Consider the following 17,165-nt stretch of genomic DNA (forward strand, 5'->3'; position numbering starts at 1 on the left):
AATTCCTCTAACTGATTTCCCCGCTGCGGACGCGCTCCAAATCTTCCTGCCTGCGGCCCAGCCAGAAACTCAACGCCAGCCACAGGGCGGAAAGGGGTATGGCCAGGATGGCAATGCCGGTGATGCTGAGTCCCAGGGCAAGCAGCCCGGCATAGGACCAGCCGGCCAGCTGATCGCCGCTGCGATAGACAACGGTATCGATAAAGTTTTTTGTCTTGTAGCGATCTTCCTTGGGCACGGAAGTGAACAGAACTTCCCTGGCCGGGCGGGCCAGGGCAAAGTTGCTCACCCGCCGCGCCACCTGTACCGCCACGAATACGCCGACGGCGGGGGAGGCCGATAGCACGGTAAATCCCGCCACGCTGAAAAGCGGCAGCGCGCACAGTGTCACCGCAACCCCGGCCCATTTCATCAATCGTCCGGTAATAAAAAGCTGAAATACCAGCGTGACCACGTTCACCCAGAAATCGATATCGGCAAAGAAGGCCGTACGCGCCCCGCGATCGGCAAAATGCGCTGCGGCGATGGCCGCCTGCTGAAAATACAGGATGGTAGAGGTGGTGGAGTAAAAAAGAATGAAAAAAGCGATACCCAGTAGATAGGGCGAACGGAAAGTGTGCGTCATCCCCGTAAAGATGCCGCCGCCCACGGGTTTGCCGGAATCGTCGCCGGGCAGCGGCCGCCTGAAGGCATCGTTTAGCCGCGACAAACGCCTTGAGGCGAATACCGCCACCTCGAGAAGCACCAGCGAGGCGAACAGCAGGGCGCTTTGTCCCAGCTTCTCCACAAAGCCGGACGTCAGGGCCGAGCCCGCGATGCCCCCGAGCGTGGCCCCCCCGGCCAGGAAACCGAACAGCCGCTTGCCTTGCTCCGCGTCAAACACATCCACGATGAAGGACCAAAACACCGACACCACAAACAGGTTGAATACGGATACCCAGATGAAGAATATCCGTCCGATCCAGACATGTTGCGCCGGCGTGGCCAGGGCCAGCAACAGCATGAAAACCACGAGATTCAGCATAAAGAAGCGGTAGGTCATGGCGATGAATTTCTCGCGCGGCCAGCGCCGGACCGCGAAGGCGAAGGCGGGGTTCGTCACCAGCATGGCCAGCAGCGTGCCGGTGAAAAGCCAGGGCAGATTCCGCACGCCGCCGGCAACGCCGAGTTCATCCCGGATTGGACGCAGCACATAGTAGGCCAGGAACAGGGCGAAAATATAGAGCCAGGACCAGGCCAGCATGCGCATCTCCGCCGGGCGGACGTTGATCAAGCGCCGTGGTTGCGAAACGAGCCGATTCAACAGGCCGGATACCCTGGTTTTAAAAGGCATTATGCTATTTACCCTCTGTTTAGCCTTTGGTCAAAAAGCCTGTGCCAGTTCGTTAACATCCTGTTCCGTCAGCCGCAGCGACAGCGCCAAGGCATTTTCTTTCACATGATCCGGCGAACCGGATTCAGGAATTGGAATGACATGCCCGCTGCGCATCGTCCAGGCGAGGGCCACCGCGCCCGGGCCTACCTGGTGCCTGGCGGCGACCTGCCTGAGGGTGGTATTGCCCAGGAGTCCGCCGGTCATGCCGAGGGGCGAATAGGCCATAATCGGCATTTTGTGCTGTACGCACCAGGGAAGCAGATCCTCTTCGATGCCTTTTTGCGTAAGGTTATAAAGCACCTGGTTGGTGGCGCAGGCATTGCCGCCGGGAACGCGGAACAGGTCTTCCATATCCCCAACGTCAAAGTTCGACACCCCCCAGTGCCGGATGCGTCCCTCCGAGCGCAGGCTTTCGAAGGTATTGACCACCACGCCGAGATCCGACACGCCGCCGCGCCAATGGAGCAGGTAAAGGTCCAGATAATGCGTGCCCAGCCGGGCGAGACTTGCCTGGCAAGCCTGTCGGATCCCGTCGGCGGTCGTGGCGTGGTAGGGCAGGACTTTGGATACCAGAAATACCTTGTCGCGCTGCCCGGCGATGACGCGTCCGATCAGCCGCTCGGCGCTGCCGTTACCATACATCTCGGCGGTATCAAGGAGCGTCATACCCAGTGCGATGCCGGTTCGCAGGGCATTCTCCTCCTCTTCGGCCGGGTGGCGGCCCTGGGCCAGATGCCAGGAGCCCTGGCCCAGGGCCGGCGCTTTACTGCCGTCCGGCAGCGGCACGCCGGACCTCTCCGGCTGCGCCATCGCCCGCCCGCCCAGCAGGCTTATGGCCGCGCCCGCCAGGCAGAATTGCCGTCTTGTGAGACTTACCATCCCATCACCCCCTGCGTTAAACGTTAACCGGGATTCGCCTTAATGAGAGGGATATTATCCCCGGCAGGCATCTCTTACCACTATAGGAAAACGTCGGCGCATGTGCTGCCGTTTTTACCGAAGCAGGCTATGGGGCCATTGAAACAGCGCCGGCAAAGGATACAATTCATACAAATCGTACCGACGCGGACAGTAAAAAAATTGTATGAATGAACGGATAGCGGACGATATAAACGCCGGACATAGGCAATCCCGCGGCAATATTGCCGCCGCCAGCGGGCGGTTAGGCATCAGGCGGGGGCTGGTTTTATGCATCATGCTGCTTTTTTTGCCAACGCCGGTTTGCGTCGCAAAGCCGGTGCCGGCGTTAGCGCCGCTGCTCGATGAGGCGCAAGGCCTCCGGCCGCTTGAGACCGTGCTTGTCGCCTGGCAAGGTGATGTTGTTGCCGAGCGCGGCTATCGCGGCCATTCAACCACCGCGCCCACCGATATCAAGTCAGCATCGAAATCGGTGATATCGGCCCTGGTGGGTATTGCCATCGATAAAGATTTTCTCACCGGCCCCAATCAGGTGGCGGCGCCGCTTCTGGCGGACCAGCTTCCCGCCAGACCCGACCCCCGCCTGCGCCGGATAACCATCGGCAATCTACTGTCCATGCAGGCCGGGCTGGCCTCCACCTCCGGTCCCGGCTACGGAGCCTGGGCCCACAGCCGGAACTGGGTCCGGGCGGCGCTGGCCCGGCCTTTCGCAGACTCCCCCGGCGCAGGCATGATCTATTCCACCGGCTCCACCCATTTGCTGTCGGCTATCCTTACCCGGCGAACCGGCCGCCCTACGCTGCAATTGGCGCGCGAGTGGCTCGGGCCGCAGGACGGTTTCGCCATTGCCGGCTGGAAACGCGATCCGCAGGGAATATATCTGGGGGGCAACGAAATGGCGATGAGCCCGCGTTCGCTGCTGGCTTTTGGCGAGCTTTACCGTAACGGCGGAGTAGCGGCTTCAGGCAAGCGGCTGATATCACAGGCATGGATTGACGCGTCTTGGCACTCCCGCACCCAATCGCCTCATACCGGCGATGGCTACGGTTACGGCTGGTTCCAGACACAGATTGGCGGCGAGGAGGTGCATTACGCCTGGGGGTATGGCGGCCAGATGCTGTATATCGTGCCGCGCCTGGCTCTGACCGTGGTGATGACCTCTGACGACACAGCCCCCGCCGCCCGTACCGGGCATCGGGACAGCCTCACTCAGCTGTTAAGCGGGATTATCGGCGCCGTGCGGCAGGCCGGATAACAGTGCGGCTTAGCGTATCGGCCTACAGGGAGGTATTCACGGCAGGGTTGTCATAGCCCTACTATCCGGCAGTCTGTCCCCACCGGGCACTTTGTCAACAATCTCAAGCGTTCCCACCGACGCTTTTATGAATGACGCGGCCGGGCGTGCAAACCCGTGCCCGGCCGCCGGGCCGGTGCTGTCGCTGCGGCCACCGGTCAAGCATTCAGGAGTTCATTGAACTTTGCCAGCCACTGCGGATGGGCCGGCCAGGCCGGCGCCGTGACCAGATTATCGTCCACATAGGCCTGGTCGATGCCGATATCGGCAAACTGGCCGCCGCTCAAGCGAACTTCGGGCGCGCAGGCGGGATAGGCGCTGCAGGTTCGTCCTTTTAATACACCGGCCGCCGCCAGTATTTGCGGTCCATGGCATACGGCGGCGATGGGTTTACCGGCGGCATCAAAATCCTGCACCAGCTTTATCACATCCGGATTCAAACGCAAATATTCCGGCGCGCGTCCGCCGGGGATAACCAGGGCGTCATAGTCCTGCGCCCGCGCTTGGGCAAAATCAGCGTTAAGCACAAAACGATGGCCGGGCTTTTCGCTATAGGTCTGCGCGCCGTCAAAATCATGAATGGCCGTTAAAACATAATCGCCTTTACGTTTATCGGGACAGACGGCATCCACGCGATGGCCGACCATCTGCAGCGCCTGGAAAGGCACCATGGTTTCATAATCTTCGACGTAATCGCCGATCAGCATTAAAATTTTTTTCGTTGTCATGATGAGAGCTCTCTGGATAGGCACAGGAAGGGCATTGCCGTACAGACCATGCCAGACAGGCTGCCAACGACGTAATCAGACTCGGTTATGGAATAGGCAGTCTTTGCTAAAAATAGCCTATGGGCGGTTAAAATACCACGCGCCGCCTTCTGATTCCGGGCAGCATTACCGGGTGGTCAGGCCGCTAGGTCTCATCTTTCTAATAATCGGTCGACAAAGGCTATTGCCGCCTCTGCATTCGGCCTGGTGCCGATCATATCCACCACGCCTTCACGATAACCGGTTTGTTCGATAATGCTCAGCATTTGCCAATTATTAAATATGGTCTGGTAGACCCTTCTGGCATGGGACTGAATCAAGGCCAACACGCCGGCAACAAGCGGAGTTGCGGCTGAGGTGCCGCTATAAGCATTGGTGTAGGTACGATTGACATTACCGGCGCCGAAGAGATCCCCATAACCGCAGGTGGCAACATTTGTCCCCCAGGAATTGACAAAATTTCTAAGATTAAAATTGGAAAACGGCACCCTTCTGCCGGTGGCGGGATGACATGCGCCTGCGAGGATGACGCCGTTGTTACCGTAATCCTGGAATGAAGAATTGCGTAAATCCACCCCGCCGTTTCCGGCGCCAATCACCACCACCACGCCGGCGCTGACCAATCTTCCAAGCTGGTCCCATCGGTGCCGATCGTGGAGCATGGGTAAACTGATATTTGCCGAAGCGGAGCCTAAAGACATCGTGAGGACACTCCCCGGATGCGCATCCATGATGACTTGAGACATGCCGACCTCGAAATTGTTATAGCTGCGGGCGTTAACATTGAAGGCCACTCCCAGCATACCTATGCCATTATTGCGCGCCATAACGATACCCGCCGACGCCGTGCCGTGGTCGGGACCCAGTCCGCTGGATCTCTCGTGTATCTGTCCTAGATCCTCATGATTTGGGAACAGGCCGGAGTCTCTGATAAGGACGTTAATGCCCTGGCCGTTGATGCCGCGGTTCCAGACTGCTCTTACATTCATGCCGCGCCCTGCTTCGATATAACCTTGGAGAGGTAAAAATTGGGCGTGGATGTATTGGCGGATACCGGCAGGCGAGGCTCAATCATCCGTTGCTCCAGCTCCAGAGGGCTATCCCCGATTGACCCAACAAATCGCAGTATTCCACGTAATCCAATCGTTGCAATTCATTGGCTAATTCGAGCAACAGCTTATTTGATATGCTGGGTTCGACTCTATACACATAGCGTAGGCTTATCAGCTCCGGGCTGTATTTTGCAATTTTATCAATAGTACTTTTATCAAAACTTGAAATAAAACGTATTACATGGCGAAGGTTATAGTAAACAGGCACTAAAGCTGACGATTCATTTTAAGTTTTTAGGCCGCCCTTGATGAACTTGACCATCAGATAATTATCTTGACCCGCCGCTAACGTGAGTGGGCCCTTTAATGGCTTGATGTCTATTTTGGGGGCGGCAGTTGATCATGCGGAACAGGGTTTATATCCTCGGAATATAAATTTAATTTTTACTATGCTCAAAAAACGTCGGCACAAATTTTATAAGTAGCCGGTGAGGAGTATAAAAGGCAATAAATTCATTACCATGTGATTCTTTTCTTTGCACAGGCTCACCGTCAAGAAATAAATGATACTCTATTTTGCAATCATATGGCGCGCCTACGCATCGCACATAAATTTTTCCTGTAGGACCATAAGTATTATAATAATCTAATAATATATTCATGGTTTATTTCCTTATGATTTACGTATGTGAAAATATTATGTATTATTAAATTCCGCCCAGTTAGATTTAACATTCGATTTATAATAAATGACACCGGCATAACGCCTTAAGCAGCATGTTATGCCGCCGTTAAATCACAATATGGTTAAAGAAAAACGTGGTAAAAAGCGGCTCAGTAATTAATCAATATCCCCAATATAGTACTATCATTACTGTCATTATCAGGCAATGTCCTTTTTGGCCTGGTATGTGCGCTTCCCTGGCAGACGGGGGGTGAGTCGACGGCAAAGGCAGTCGGTTTTGCCAGGCATCGGCGGAAATAGTATGGGCAGGAGTGTTTCTGGCGCCTATACTGAAGGCAACCGAAGGCTGTGCGACGTCTTGAAGAAACGGAAGCATATTCCGTTCCACTATCCGCCGGTGCGGTTTGACATTAAATAGCCATGCGCTTGCAAAGAGAAGCCCACCAGCGCACGGGAGATTCGGGTCATTGATTGAATCAATATCTTTAAACAAATTATTTATCATAATGTTACACATATTTCCTTTTGATTTTAGACACAAGTCGTATATACCAAATATTCAAATTCAGATTTTCAGTAAGATTCTAGTCACATCCCGAACGTATGATTTCAGCATCTATATCGCGGAGCAGGTTCCGTGACCAGGGAGTTTGAGGATGCCAGTAAAAGGTTGGATCCGGGGAATGTCGGCCGCCTGAGCGAATAACCCCAGCCTTTAACGCATCTTTCGCAACCTGCGTATAACAAGGATATTGGAGGGATTATGCCGGAATGGATGTTGTCCGCCATTTCCAACTATGGATACGCAGCACTGTTCGTGGCCGCTCTGATTGAAGGCCCGATGGCGACGCTCTTTGGCGCGATTCTGGCGTCCCAAGGGCTGCTGCATCTCGGCGGCGTCTACGCTATCGCCGTGGCGGGGGATCTGGCCGGGGATCTGATTCTCTATGGGCTTGGCATGAGCGGCCGCATCGCGATTTTGCCGTGGCGCCGCCGTATCGACTTTGGCCGCTGGCAGCCGGCGCCGCTTCTGGAGCGGTTTCGCGCCCACCCCGGACGTATCCTGGTGACGGCAAAGCTGACCCACGCGGCGGGATTTGTCGTGCTGGTGAGCGCGGGCGCGGCGAGAATTCCGCTCTGGCGTTTCCTGGGGTTTAACCTGCTGGCGACCTTACCCAAGAGCGGTTTGTTTGTATTGCTGGGGTTCTTTGCCGGCGCCGCTTGGCAGCGTATCGATTTATGGCTGTGGATCTTTTCCTGTTCGTTCCTGGCTGTGTTCTGCATCACTCTTGTCGTTTATCTGCGTAGGATCACCGGTTCGGTGCTGCCAGGAGGGTAATTGCATGCGTATCGCTGTATTTACAGACAGTTTTTATCCTGAGCTGGGAGGGATCCAGGACTCGGTGTTGTCCGGATGCCGGGAGCTCGGCAAACGCGGCCATCAGGTAGTTATTTTCGCTCCCCGCGCCACCCGCCATGATTTTAGCGTAGCAGGCGTCCCTGAGCGGGAAGTGGACGCCGGGGGCAATGTCGAGATCCGGCGGCTGTTTTCTCTGCCGGTGCCCAGCTCCACCGGGCAGTCCCGTCTGCTGGTGCCTACCGGGCGGCGCTGGCGCCAGCTATTGTCTTTCTCGCCGGATATCATCCACACCCATACCTTTCTGGGGGCCGGCCTTGAGGCGCTCAGCGCCGCTCGCCGCCTTGATGTTCCGGTGGTAGGGACCAATCACTGGGCTATCGGGGAATTCAGCGGATACACTCCTTTTTCAGCCAATTTTTTCCGCGAAATCAGCGTCCGGGGGGTCACCCGGTATTACAACCGCTGCGATATGGTGACAGGCCCTTCACATTCCGTCATCGACGAAATGTGCGCGTTCGGGCTGCGCCGTCCGCACTGTGTCATATCCAACCCGGTGGATACGGCTCGGTTTTGTCCGATGCCGGATGCCCATCGCGAGGCCCTCAAGCGTTCATACGGTTTCAGTCATTCAACCATCGTTTACGCCGGCCGCCTGGCGGACGAAAAAAAAATCGATGTGCTGATTCGCGCTCTGCCCCTTATCGCAATAGAGATGCCCGATGTGATGCTGGTGCTGGCGGGGCACGGTTCCGCGCGCCATCACCTTGAACAGCTGGCGCGGGATTTGGGGGTGCGGGAACGGATCAGATTTCCGGGCACCCTGGATAAAGCGACATTGGCCGACGTTTTTCATGCGGCGGATATCTTCGCCATCGCCAGCACGTCTGAAACACAAAGTATGGTATTGATTCAGGCAATGAGCGCCGGTTTGCCTGTGGTGGGGGCGCGCTGGCGTGCTTTGCCGGAATACATTGACGCGCAGTCGGGTTTTCTGGCGCAGCCGGGAGACAGTGAAGATTTTGCCCGCAGGCTGACCCACCTGCTGCGTTCGCCGTCGTTGCGCAAACAAATGGGCGAGCATGCCGCCCAAAAGACTAAACAATTTTCCATCACTACCGTGACAAGCCGCTGGGAAGAGATTTATGCCCGGATCAGTCTGGCAGTACCCGAGGAAATGTCGCGTATCTCAGGAGCGTAATCGTGAAACTCAGTCTGATAATACCTGCTTATAACGAAGAGCTGTATCTTGCGACCTGCCTGCAATGCGCGATGAAGGAGCTGACGGCGCACGCAACACCCGGTGAGTTTGAAATTATCGTCGTCAATAATGCCAGCACTGACCGGACTTCGGCCGTTGCGGCCGGATTTGACAATGTACGCGTGGTATACGAGCCCATTAAAGGATTGACCCGCGCCCGGCAGAAGGGGCTGGAGTCGGCCTCGGGGGATATCCTGGCCTTTATCGACGCCGATACGCGTATGCCGTCCGGCTGGCTGGGTAAAGTGCTGGATGCTTATGAGAAAAGGAGCGATCTGGTCTGTATCAGCGGCCCGTATCGCTATTTCGATCTGCCGGGCGTGAAAGGCTTATTGGTGAAGCTCTACTGGCTGCTGCTGGCCAAACCTACCTACTGGTTCACCGGCTATATGGCGGTGGGCGGTAATTTCGCCGCCAGTAAACAGGCCCTGCTGCGTATCGGCGGATTCGATACGTCCATTCCCTTTTACGGGGAAGATACCAATATCGCCCGGCGGCTGTCCGTCGAGTGCAGGGTGCAATTCGATTTGGAAATGGTCATGGAAACCTCGGCGCGCCGCTTGAAAGAAGAAGGCTTCGTCACTACCGCCATTCGTTATGTCATCAATTTTATGTCCGAGGCAATCCGCAATAAACCCGCCACATCGGAATATCGCGATATTCGTTAGCAAACAGTTGTCTTTGCCCGCGATGGACGTTCTGTTAGTGGTTGCGCCCGGCCTCGCGGATAGCAACACGATGGTGAATCGGATGATGCCTTCTTATGACGTGCTTTTTGACGTAATGGTGATGCCGATGGGCAACCACTACCCGTTCATTATGTATGTTTTGGGCGAAGCTCGCCGTGGCGACCGGCAGCGTAGCCAACATGATAGCCAGACACAGCATGACTTTTTTCATTTTGAACCTTTTATCAATAAATCTCGGGATGTTAATTGATTATAAGCGGTAATGGATTAGGCATGTGGGGCAATGTTTTTTTATTTCAGTATTGCAGCCAGACATCAGGCATAGCGCTCCATCGGCGCGTCGACATAAAAATGTGCGCCAGCTCTCAGCCCGTAACAACAAAGGCAATATGCTGTTGCCTTTGTCAGGGATTTGTAAACTACACTGAAAAACGTGCCACATTTTATCTGATGATTCGGTCTACGAGGTCGCGCCTTCCAAGGAAACCACCATGAATTCAATGTCTGCATCGGCCAAGTTGCCTCAACGCGGGGCCAAAACGATTTTCAGCGTCACCAGCGGCAATTTTCTAGAAATGTATGACTTTATGGTGTTTGGCTATTACGCCACCGCCATCGCCAAGACTTTTTTTCCCGGGACAAATCCCTTCGCCTCCCTGATGCTCACCTTGATGACCTTTGGCGCCGGCTTTCTGATGCGGCCGCTGGGGGCTATCGTGCTTGGAGCCTATATTGACCATCACGGGCGTCGCAAGGGCCTGCTCCTGACGCTGGGACTGATGGCCCTGGGCACCCTGACCATCGCCTGCATTCCCGGTTACGCCACCCTGGGCATCGCCGCGCCGATTCTGATTCTGCTCGGCCGTTTGCTGCAGGGCTTTTCAGCGGGGGTGGAACTGGGGGGCGTGTCGGTTTATCTGGCCGAGGTCGCGCCAAAAAACCGCAAGGGATTTTATGTCAGCTGGCAGTCCGGCAGCCAGCAGGTAGCGGTGATTTTCGCCGCCCTGCTGGGGTTGATGCTTAATCACCTGCTGAGCAGGGATCAGGTAACGGAATGGGGCTGGCGCATTCCCTTCGTGGTGGGCTGCCTTATCGTGCCGTTTCTGTTCTGGATCCGGCGCATGCTGGAGGAAACGGAGGCGTTCAGCAAACGCACCCATCACCCCTCCATGAAAGAGATTATGCGTTCGGTGGCGGGTCACTGGGCGCTGGTGCTGGCGGGCATGCTGATTGTGGTCACCACCACGGTAATGTTTTATATGATTACCGCTTTTACCCCCACCTTCGGCAAGACCGTGCTCATGATGAGCGACCGGCAGAGCTTTCTGGTCACCATGGCGGTGGGCATTTCCAATCTTTTCTGGCTGCCGGTGATGGGCGCTTTCTCCGATCGGGTCGGCCGGCGGCCATTGCTGCTTTTCTTTACCCTGCTGATGGTGTTTACCGCCTGGCCGTCGCTGCGCTGGCTGGTAAAGGATGCCTCGTTTGGTCATCTGCTGGAAGTGGAGCTGTGGCTGTCGTTTATGTATGCCGGCTATAACGGCGCCATGGTGGTTTATCTGACCGAGGTGATGCCGGTACAGCTGCGCGCCAGTGGATTTTCCATGGCTTACAGCCTGGCGACGGCCCTGTTCGGCGGATTTACGCCGGCGGTTTGCAGCTATCTTATTCACATCACCGGGGATAAATCCATGCCGGGGGTATGGCTAACCCTCTCGGCCCTGTGCGGATTGGCCGGCGCGCTGATGATTCCCCGCCTGCTGAAACAGTACCAGGCGGAGCAGGCCGCCCCGGCGGTGAATGCGCTGCATAGCGGGAGCGGCGGCTGATTTTATCCGCTGCCTCGCCACGGAGCGCCCCGCAAGGGCATGACATGGCGATTAATATCAACAGTCCCCATACGGGGGGCTCAGACTACTGTCAAACATACTCGGAGTCGATAAGGCGGGACAGGCTGCCAGAAGAGTAAACCGTCCGCGCCAGGGACGGCGCGGATCGAGCCCCCAGGGAAGGGTTCACGGCGTGTTTACGATCTGGCAGCCTGTCCCGACTGCGTACTTTGCCAACAAGCTGAGCCCCCATCCGGGGGGTGATTATTTCCGGCAAACCGGTGAAACACCCGCAGGATGTTTATCGCCAATCAGGCATTGTTCTCAAGGGCTTCCCACATGCCGAGCAAATAGCTCAGGCCTATGGCGCGGTCATATAAACCGTAACCGGGACGGCCGGTTTCACCCCAGATAAAGCGCCCGTGATCGGGACGGATATAACCATCAAACCCGTTGTCATGCAGGACTTTCATGATTTTGAACATATCCAGCGAACCATAGCGGGATAAATGGGCCGACTCATAAAAGTCTTTATCCTTGATTCGCTTGATATTGCGGACATGGGCGAAATGAATACGTTTGCGGCGCGTGAATTCTTCCAGAATCTGGTAGACGTCATTGGTCGGGTCTTCGGCAATGGAGCCGGTACAGAGCGTAATACCGTTGGCTTCTGAATCGACGGCGTTGCAAATCCAGTCCAGGTCGTCGCGGTTTTTGACCACGCGGGGCAGCCCGAAAATGGAATAGGGCGGATCGTCGGGATGAATGGCCATCTTCACGCCGACTTCTTCACAGACGGGGATGATTTCTTTTAAGAAATAGGCCAGGTTTTCACGCAGCTTGCTATCATCCACATCTTTATATTTGGCAAACAGCGTTTGCACCTGGGCCAGACGTTCCGGTTCCCAGCCCGGCAGGGCAAAGCCGTTTGAGTTGTCCAGAACCTCTTTAACCACTTCTTCCAGCGACTTATCGATGCCCTTTTTCTCAAAGGCCATGGTTAGGGAACCATCGGGCAGCACATAGTTCATATCGGTCTTCATCCAGTCAAAGACCGGCATAAAGTTATAGCAGATAACCTTGACGCCGTACTCGGCCAAATGACGGATGGTTTGTTTATAATTTGCAATATATCCGTCACGGCTCGGTAATCCGATTTTGATATCGTCATGGATGTTGACGCTTTCGATGACTTCCATCGTCAGATTGGCCTGATGCGCCAGTGAAACCAATTTTTCAATCTTATCCTTTGGCCAGACCTCGCCTACCGGCACGTCGTACAACGCACCTACCACGCCTTCTACTCCGGGCACCTGGCGTATATAATCCAGGGTGACTTTATCTTCATCCGGCCCAAACCAGCGCATTGTCATTTGCATGTTTACGCCCACCTTTTATCGCTAAACGGGTAATGATCTTTTGCCATAGTACCATACTAGTATATGGTTTTAATAGTCCGTTTTTTGCCTGAGATAATATGATCGTAGCTGATTATGTGAACCGCGATGGCCATAGCGGCCAATGGGCAGGTTTCGGTGTCATGGATCCTGAAAAAAAGCCGGTCATACATAAGATGACCGGTGGGAATTGCTGATGAAACTCTGGTGCCGCTGGCTCGGTGAAACCGCTTATTGAGCCGTTGAGGTGGTGGTTGATGGCGATGAGGATGAACTCCCGCGTTGCTATTAAGCTAAACGTCGGCGGAACGCAAGCTGTGCATAGCCCGGCGGACGTCGGTGGAAGCGGCCATATTCCGGTAAATCCGGTAAAGCGGCGCATAGGCCGCCGCCTGGGTCTTATCGGGCTTGTACTGTCGGTAGCCGCGGGCACCGAAGCGAGCGGCGCCTTCGTGATAGTCGGCCACCACCCCGCCGGCGACCGCGCCGTGAATGGCCGCGCCTACCGCCGTTGGATTGTCCAGCGCCGGCACGTCGATGGGCCGGTCCATAACGTCCGCCATGATCTGCACCAGCAGGGGATTATTCTGCGCCAGCCCGCTGGTCATCAACACTCTGTCGATTTCGATTCTTCCCGCTTCAAACAATTCGACGATTGACCGCGCGCCAAAGCAGAGGGATTCCATGAGGGTGCGATAGATAGCTGTTGCCGTCGTGTCCATGCCGATGCCCACCAGCATGCCTCTGAGGCGGGAATCCGCCAGCGGAACACGATTGCCGTTCCACCAGTCCAGCGCCACCAGTGGGTTTTTATCCGGATAATAGGATGCCGCCTCGTGATTATAGAGCCGAAAGCTTTCACTGGGCGTGTCCGCGCGGGGAAACTGTTTAACAAACCAGCTCAGCGTGTCGCCGAAGCTGGCCTGACCTGCCTCGTAGCACCATAAATCACGAATCGATCCATCCCTGGCCACTCCCTCGATGCCCTCCGGCAGCGGCTGATACTGCTCGCTCAGCAACAGATAGGCCGCCGAGGTGCCCAGCGCCCCCACCAGGCTTCCGGTCTTCACCGCCCCGATAGCGGGCAGGACGACGTGAGAATCGATAACGGCCACGGCCACCACGGCATTACCCTCTATGCCGGTTTTCTTGCGCCAGGCCTCGGTCAGGCTACCCGCGGGCGAGCCGATACGCTTCGGGGCCGTTAGCCGGGAGCCGAGATCGGGCAGGATCCCCTCGGGATACCCTTCACCGTCGAGGTACTGAGCTTTATATGCCGCGAAACCAAGGCTTCTTACCTCGTTGCCGGTGAGTTGCCAGACCAGCCAGTCGCCGGATTCGATAAACTTATCGGTCGCCTTCCACGTAGCGGGGGATTCTGTGGCTATCTGGACCGCCTTTGCCAGCAGCCACTCCCCGGAAAGCCGGCCGCCAAAATGCGCCAGAAAGGCCCCGCCGCGCGCATTAATCGCGTCGGCGTATTGCTGCGCCGCCCCGTGTTTCCAGAGTTTTACATAGGCATGGGGGTTACCGGGCTGAAGTCGGGAAAGGGCAATGCCCGTCCTGGTCGCCGGCAGCGGCGAACTGGCGGTGAATCCCACGCCGATTGACGCAACCCGGCGACCGCGCCCCAGTTTCCCCAGGATAATCTCGGCCGCTTCCAGATAATCCGCCGCATTTTGCAGCGCCCAGCCGTGGGGCAGCAGGGTGCCGCCGGCCAATTGCCGGGTCATGATGCCGTGGCGGTAGGCATGGGTGTGGCTGGCGATCTGGCGCCCGCTGACGGTGTCGATCAGCACTCCGCGCGCCGATTCTGACCCGTAGTCGAGTCCGATAAGATAATTGTCACTCATATAGGTTCACCGTAGGCGTAGGACGCTGTCTGTGGCAAGGCCGCTCTCAAAAGGTGTACCCGGCTTTGCCGGCGGCGGTGGTTTCGATGCGCCGGCCACTGGCGGCATCAAACAGATGGACCGCCTCCACGTTGGGCAGCAGCCGGACGGCGGCGCCGGGATCCAGATTCAGCCGCTCGCGGAAGGTGGCAACGATCTGGCTCTCCCCCGATCTCAGCGTCACCAGGGTTTCGGAGCCTGTGGGTTCGATAACCTCAACATGGCAGATGAATCCACCCCGTTCGGCTATCGCAAAATGTTCGGGCCTGACGCCATAAACCACCAACTGCCCCGCGGCGACGCGAAGGTTAGCCGGGATGGGCAATTCCAGACCCTGTTCGGTGCGCACGCAGGCTGCGTCGCCACAGACGTTCCCCTCAAACAGGTTCATGGCGGGAGAACCGATAAATCCCGCGACAAACAGATTATCCGGTCGGTCGTAAAGCGCGAGGGGCGATCCCACCTGCTCGATATTGCCCATGTTCATCACCACGATTTTGTCCGCCATGGTCATCGCTTCGATCTGGTCGTGGGTAACGTAAACCGTGGTGGTCCTTAATCGCTGGTGCAGCGCCCGGATCTCCGTTCGCATCTGCACGCGCAGTTTCGCATCGAGGTTGGACAGCGGCTCGTCGAAGAGAAACACTTTCGGATCCCGCACGATGGCGCGCCCCATGGCGACCCGCTGGCGCTGGCCGCCGGACAGCTCGCGGGGATAACGCGCCAGCAGTTGTGTCAATCCCAGGATGTCCGCGGCACGGCCGACACGCTCGGTTATTTCCGCCTTGGGCCGCTTCATCAGCTTCAGGGCGAAACTCATGTTTTCGGCCACCGTCATATGGGGATAAAGCGCATAGTTCTGGAATACCATGGCGATATCGCGTTCTTTCGCCGGCGCGTCATTAATGACGTCGCCGTCAATGGCGATTTCGCCGGCGGTGATATCTTCCAGGCCGGCTATCATGCGCAGCAGCGTGGATTTACCACAGCCGGACGGCCCTACCAGAACCACGAATTGCCCATCCTCGATATCAACCGACAGCTGTGGAATGATCTCAACGTTCCCGTATGCCTTGCGTACATTCCTGATAGATACATTTGCCATACCGGCCTCTTTTTGCTCCGATTTGCCGTCCGGTTCGGCACCGGACCGGCATCAACCCGCTCACCCTTGGAAACGGGTGAAAAGATCCTCTGCCTGCAACTGCCAGACGCTGCCATGTGCGGATGTCACCTCGCCCCCGTTGCTATAGAGAGCAATTTCTACCGCGCCCCTCACCAGGGGAATGACCCGCGCCGCACAGGCGGCGTTGTCGATAAAGATTTCCAGCACGGTGCGATCGATGAATAACTGCAGCTTCGTCTTGTTTTCCCGGCGCGCCAGCGGAGCGGTGAAGCCGCCCAGCCGAAACGAGTCTGGTGAGAGTTCAATGTCCAGCCTGCCGTCCTGGTGGATAATGCTCAGCCCGAAGGACGCTGTTGCCGTATGGTCAAATTCAGCCTCGAATTCAAGACACTGGCCTTGCGCCAAGCGGCCGATGACAACGGGGCCCTTGGCCGTGGAATGATGGATATCAAGGCGGGGGCCACGCAGCGCCCGCAGTTCCGCGGCCGGGCTTTGAAGCAGCGCGCCGTCGGCGCTCAGGGAGAATTCACGGGGCAGCGATACACAGCAGTTCCAGCCCTTTGTCTCTTTGAAACCCACCAGCGCCCCCCAGGCCAGGGCGCGTCCCCGATCGTCGAACAGCACGTTGGTGGCGTAGAAATTGCGGCTGTAATCAACAATCCCGGAGTTCTCTATGGTGAAGGTGCAACGGTCCGGATCCAGTTCGCCGACGTAATATTCCACCTCGGCATGAGGGGATACCAGCAGTACCCATTTGTTGCCGAGCTTGAACAGGTTAGGACATTCGGCGCTTGGCACGCCGCCGCGGGGATGGGTGAAGATAATGCCGCGATAGGTCCAGGCGGTGAAGCCGGGGTTGGTGGCTTCATACAGCGCCACCACGGGTTTACCGTCGCAACGTCCGCCAAGCACCATAAAGGTTCGGCCGGCGTCCTTGAACAGGAAGGGATCGCGCCACTCGCCAATCACCCGATCGCCGTGCACCGCGCCGGTCAACAGCGGATTGGACGGCAGCGGCCGCCAGGTCATCAGGTCCGGGCTGCCGAGGACGGCCCATTGCTCGGCGGTGTCTTCCGGACGCATGTCGGGACCGATGGCGGTATAGACCGCCATCGGCACGCCTTCGTCATTGATTACCGTGCAGCCGAACCAGACGAAATGTTCGCCTTTGTCGATGGAGGGGTAGACCGCGATGGGCAGATGTTCCCAATGCACCAGGTCTTTACTGCGCGCGTGCCCCCAAACGGTAATGCCGCCGGTCCAGTCTTCGCTGTTGACATCCCATACCCGCACCGCCGTCTTGTAGACCATGCCGGCGCGGTGCTCGGCGCTGTGCGGATTCAGGCTGTACATCATGTGGTACATGCCGTCATGGAATATGATCCCATTCGGATCGTCCATCCACTGCGAAGGCGCCCTGAAGTGATAGAGCGGGCGGCTGGCATCCTGTTCGGCAACCACGGCCGCGGCGCGGATAGATGCCTCGGCGGTATCGACAAGCTTTTGCAGATCTTCAGACACAG

15 protein-coding genes are annotated in these 17,165 nt (G+C 56.9%); 6 read left to right on the plus strand and 9 right to left on the minus strand.

Annotation, left to right across the window (positions count from 1 at the left end; translation table 11 throughout):
- Positions 1-7: 7 nt before the first annotated feature.
- Together GTU79_RS10910 and GTU79_RS10915 are read right to left on the minus strand one after the other, a co-directional pair.
- A complete protein-coding gene (locus GTU79_RS10910) occupies positions 8-1,333 on the minus strand; it encodes an NTP/NDP exchange transporter (RefSeq protein ID WP_253073533.1) in 1,326 nt (441 codons plus the stop codon).
- A gap of 30 nt (positions 1,334-1,363) precedes the next feature.
- Positions 1,364-2,254: an aldo/keto reductase gene (locus GTU79_RS10915; protein WP_253073534.1), complete on the minus strand. Its 891-nt coding sequence runs from the start codon at positions 2,252-2,254 to the stop codon at positions 1,364-1,366.
- Between the two features lie 205 nt (positions 2,255-2,459).
- Here GTU79_RS10915 and GTU79_RS10920 point away from each other — a divergent pair, with 205 nt between their 5' ends.
- Entirely contained in the window at positions 2,460-3,548 is a 1,089-nt protein-coding gene (locus GTU79_RS10920; protein ID WP_253073535.1) for a serine hydrolase domain-containing protein, read from the plus strand.
- A 197-nt stretch (positions 3,549-3,745) separates the two neighbouring features.
- On the opposite strand, the gene GTU79_RS10925 is transcribed toward GTU79_RS10920, so the two are convergent.
- The 3 genes from GTU79_RS10925 to GTU79_RS10935 all read right to left on the minus strand — a co-directional run bounded on the left by GTU79_RS10925 (position 3,746) and on the right by GTU79_RS10935 (position 6,068).
- Positions 3,746-4,315: a DJ-1/PfpI family protein gene (locus GTU79_RS10925; RefSeq protein WP_203521907.1), complete on the minus strand. Its 570-nt coding sequence runs from the start codon at positions 4,313-4,315 to the stop codon at positions 3,746-3,748.
- 191 nt (positions 4,316-4,506) lie between these two features.
- On the minus strand, positions 4,507-5,343 hold the full coding sequence (locus GTU79_RS10930; RefSeq protein ID WP_214513925.1) for a S8 family serine peptidase: 837 nt from the start codon (positions 5,341-5,343) through the stop codon (positions 4,507-4,509).
- A gap of 500 nt (positions 5,344-5,843) precedes the next feature.
- On the minus strand, positions 5,844-6,068 hold the full coding sequence (locus tag GTU79_RS10935; protein WP_214513926.1) for a hypothetical protein: 225 nt from the start codon (positions 6,066-6,068) through the stop codon (positions 5,844-5,846).
- Between the two features lie 786 nt (positions 6,069-6,854).
- On the opposite strand from GTU79_RS10935, the gene GTU79_RS10940 reads away from it, so the two are divergent.
- The 5 genes from GTU79_RS10940 (at position 6,855) to tcuC (ending at position 11,227) form a co-directional block, all read left to right on the plus strand.
- On the plus strand, positions 6,855-7,430 hold the full coding sequence (locus GTU79_RS10940) for a DedA family protein (protein WP_132922216.1): 576 nt from the start codon (positions 6,855-6,857) through the stop codon (positions 7,428-7,430).
- A 4-nt stretch (positions 7,431-7,434) separates the two neighbouring features.
- The gene (locus tag GTU79_RS10945) at positions 7,435-8,649 is read left to right on the plus strand and encodes a glycosyltransferase (RefSeq protein WP_203521904.1); all 1,215 of its coding nucleotides are present in this window, start codon (positions 7,435-7,437) and stop codon (positions 8,647-8,649) included.
- 2 nt (positions 8,650-8,651) lie between these two features.
- Positions 8,652-9,377 (plus strand): glycosyltransferase family 2 protein, encoded by a 726-nt coding sequence (locus GTU79_RS10950; protein ID WP_214513927.1) that lies wholly within the window; start codon positions 8,652-8,654, stop codon positions 9,375-9,377.
- Between the two features lie 82 nt (positions 9,378-9,459).
- The gene (locus GTU79_RS10955) at positions 9,460-9,648 is read left to right on the plus strand and encodes a hypothetical protein (RefSeq protein WP_203521903.1); all 189 of its coding nucleotides are present in this window, start codon (positions 9,460-9,462) and stop codon (positions 9,646-9,648) included.
- A 241-nt stretch (positions 9,649-9,889) separates the two neighbouring features.
- Positions 9,890-11,227 carry an MFS transporter gene (tcuC, locus tag GTU79_RS10960; RefSeq protein WP_203521902.1) on the plus strand — a complete coding sequence of 446 codons (1,338 nt, stop codon included), beginning with the start codon at positions 9,890-9,892 and terminating at the stop codon, positions 11,225-11,227.
- 311 nt (positions 11,228-11,538) lie between these two features.
- On the opposite strand, the gene uxuA is transcribed toward tcuC, so the two are convergent.
- The 4 genes from uxuA to GTU79_RS10980 form a co-directional block, all read right to left on the minus strand.
- A complete protein-coding gene (gene uxuA, locus GTU79_RS10965; RefSeq protein WP_132922211.1) occupies positions 11,539-12,606 on the minus strand; it encodes a mannonate dehydratase in 1,068 nt (355 codons plus the stop codon).
- Between the two features lie 311 nt (positions 12,607-12,917).
- On the minus strand, positions 12,918-14,477 hold the full coding sequence (locus GTU79_RS10970; RefSeq protein WP_203521901.1) for an FGGY-family carbohydrate kinase: 1,560 nt from the start codon (positions 14,475-14,477) through the stop codon (positions 12,918-12,920).
- Between the two features lie 46 nt (positions 14,478-14,523).
- On the minus strand, positions 14,524-15,621 hold the full coding sequence (locus GTU79_RS10975; RefSeq protein ID WP_203521900.1) for an ABC transporter ATP-binding protein: 1,098 nt from the start codon (positions 15,619-15,621) through the stop codon (positions 14,524-14,526).
- Between the two features lie 60 nt (positions 15,622-15,681).
- A complete protein-coding gene (locus tag GTU79_RS10980) occupies positions 15,682-17,163 on the minus strand; it encodes a glycoside hydrolase family 32 protein (protein ID WP_203521899.1) in 1,482 nt (493 codons plus the stop codon).
- Between the last annotated feature and the right edge of the window lie 2 nt (positions 17,164-17,165).

The organism is Sodalis ligni (genome assembly GCF_016865525.2).
Lineage (GTDB): Bacteria > Pseudomonadota > Gammaproteobacteria > Enterobacterales > Enterobacteriaceae > Acerihabitans > Acerihabitans ligni.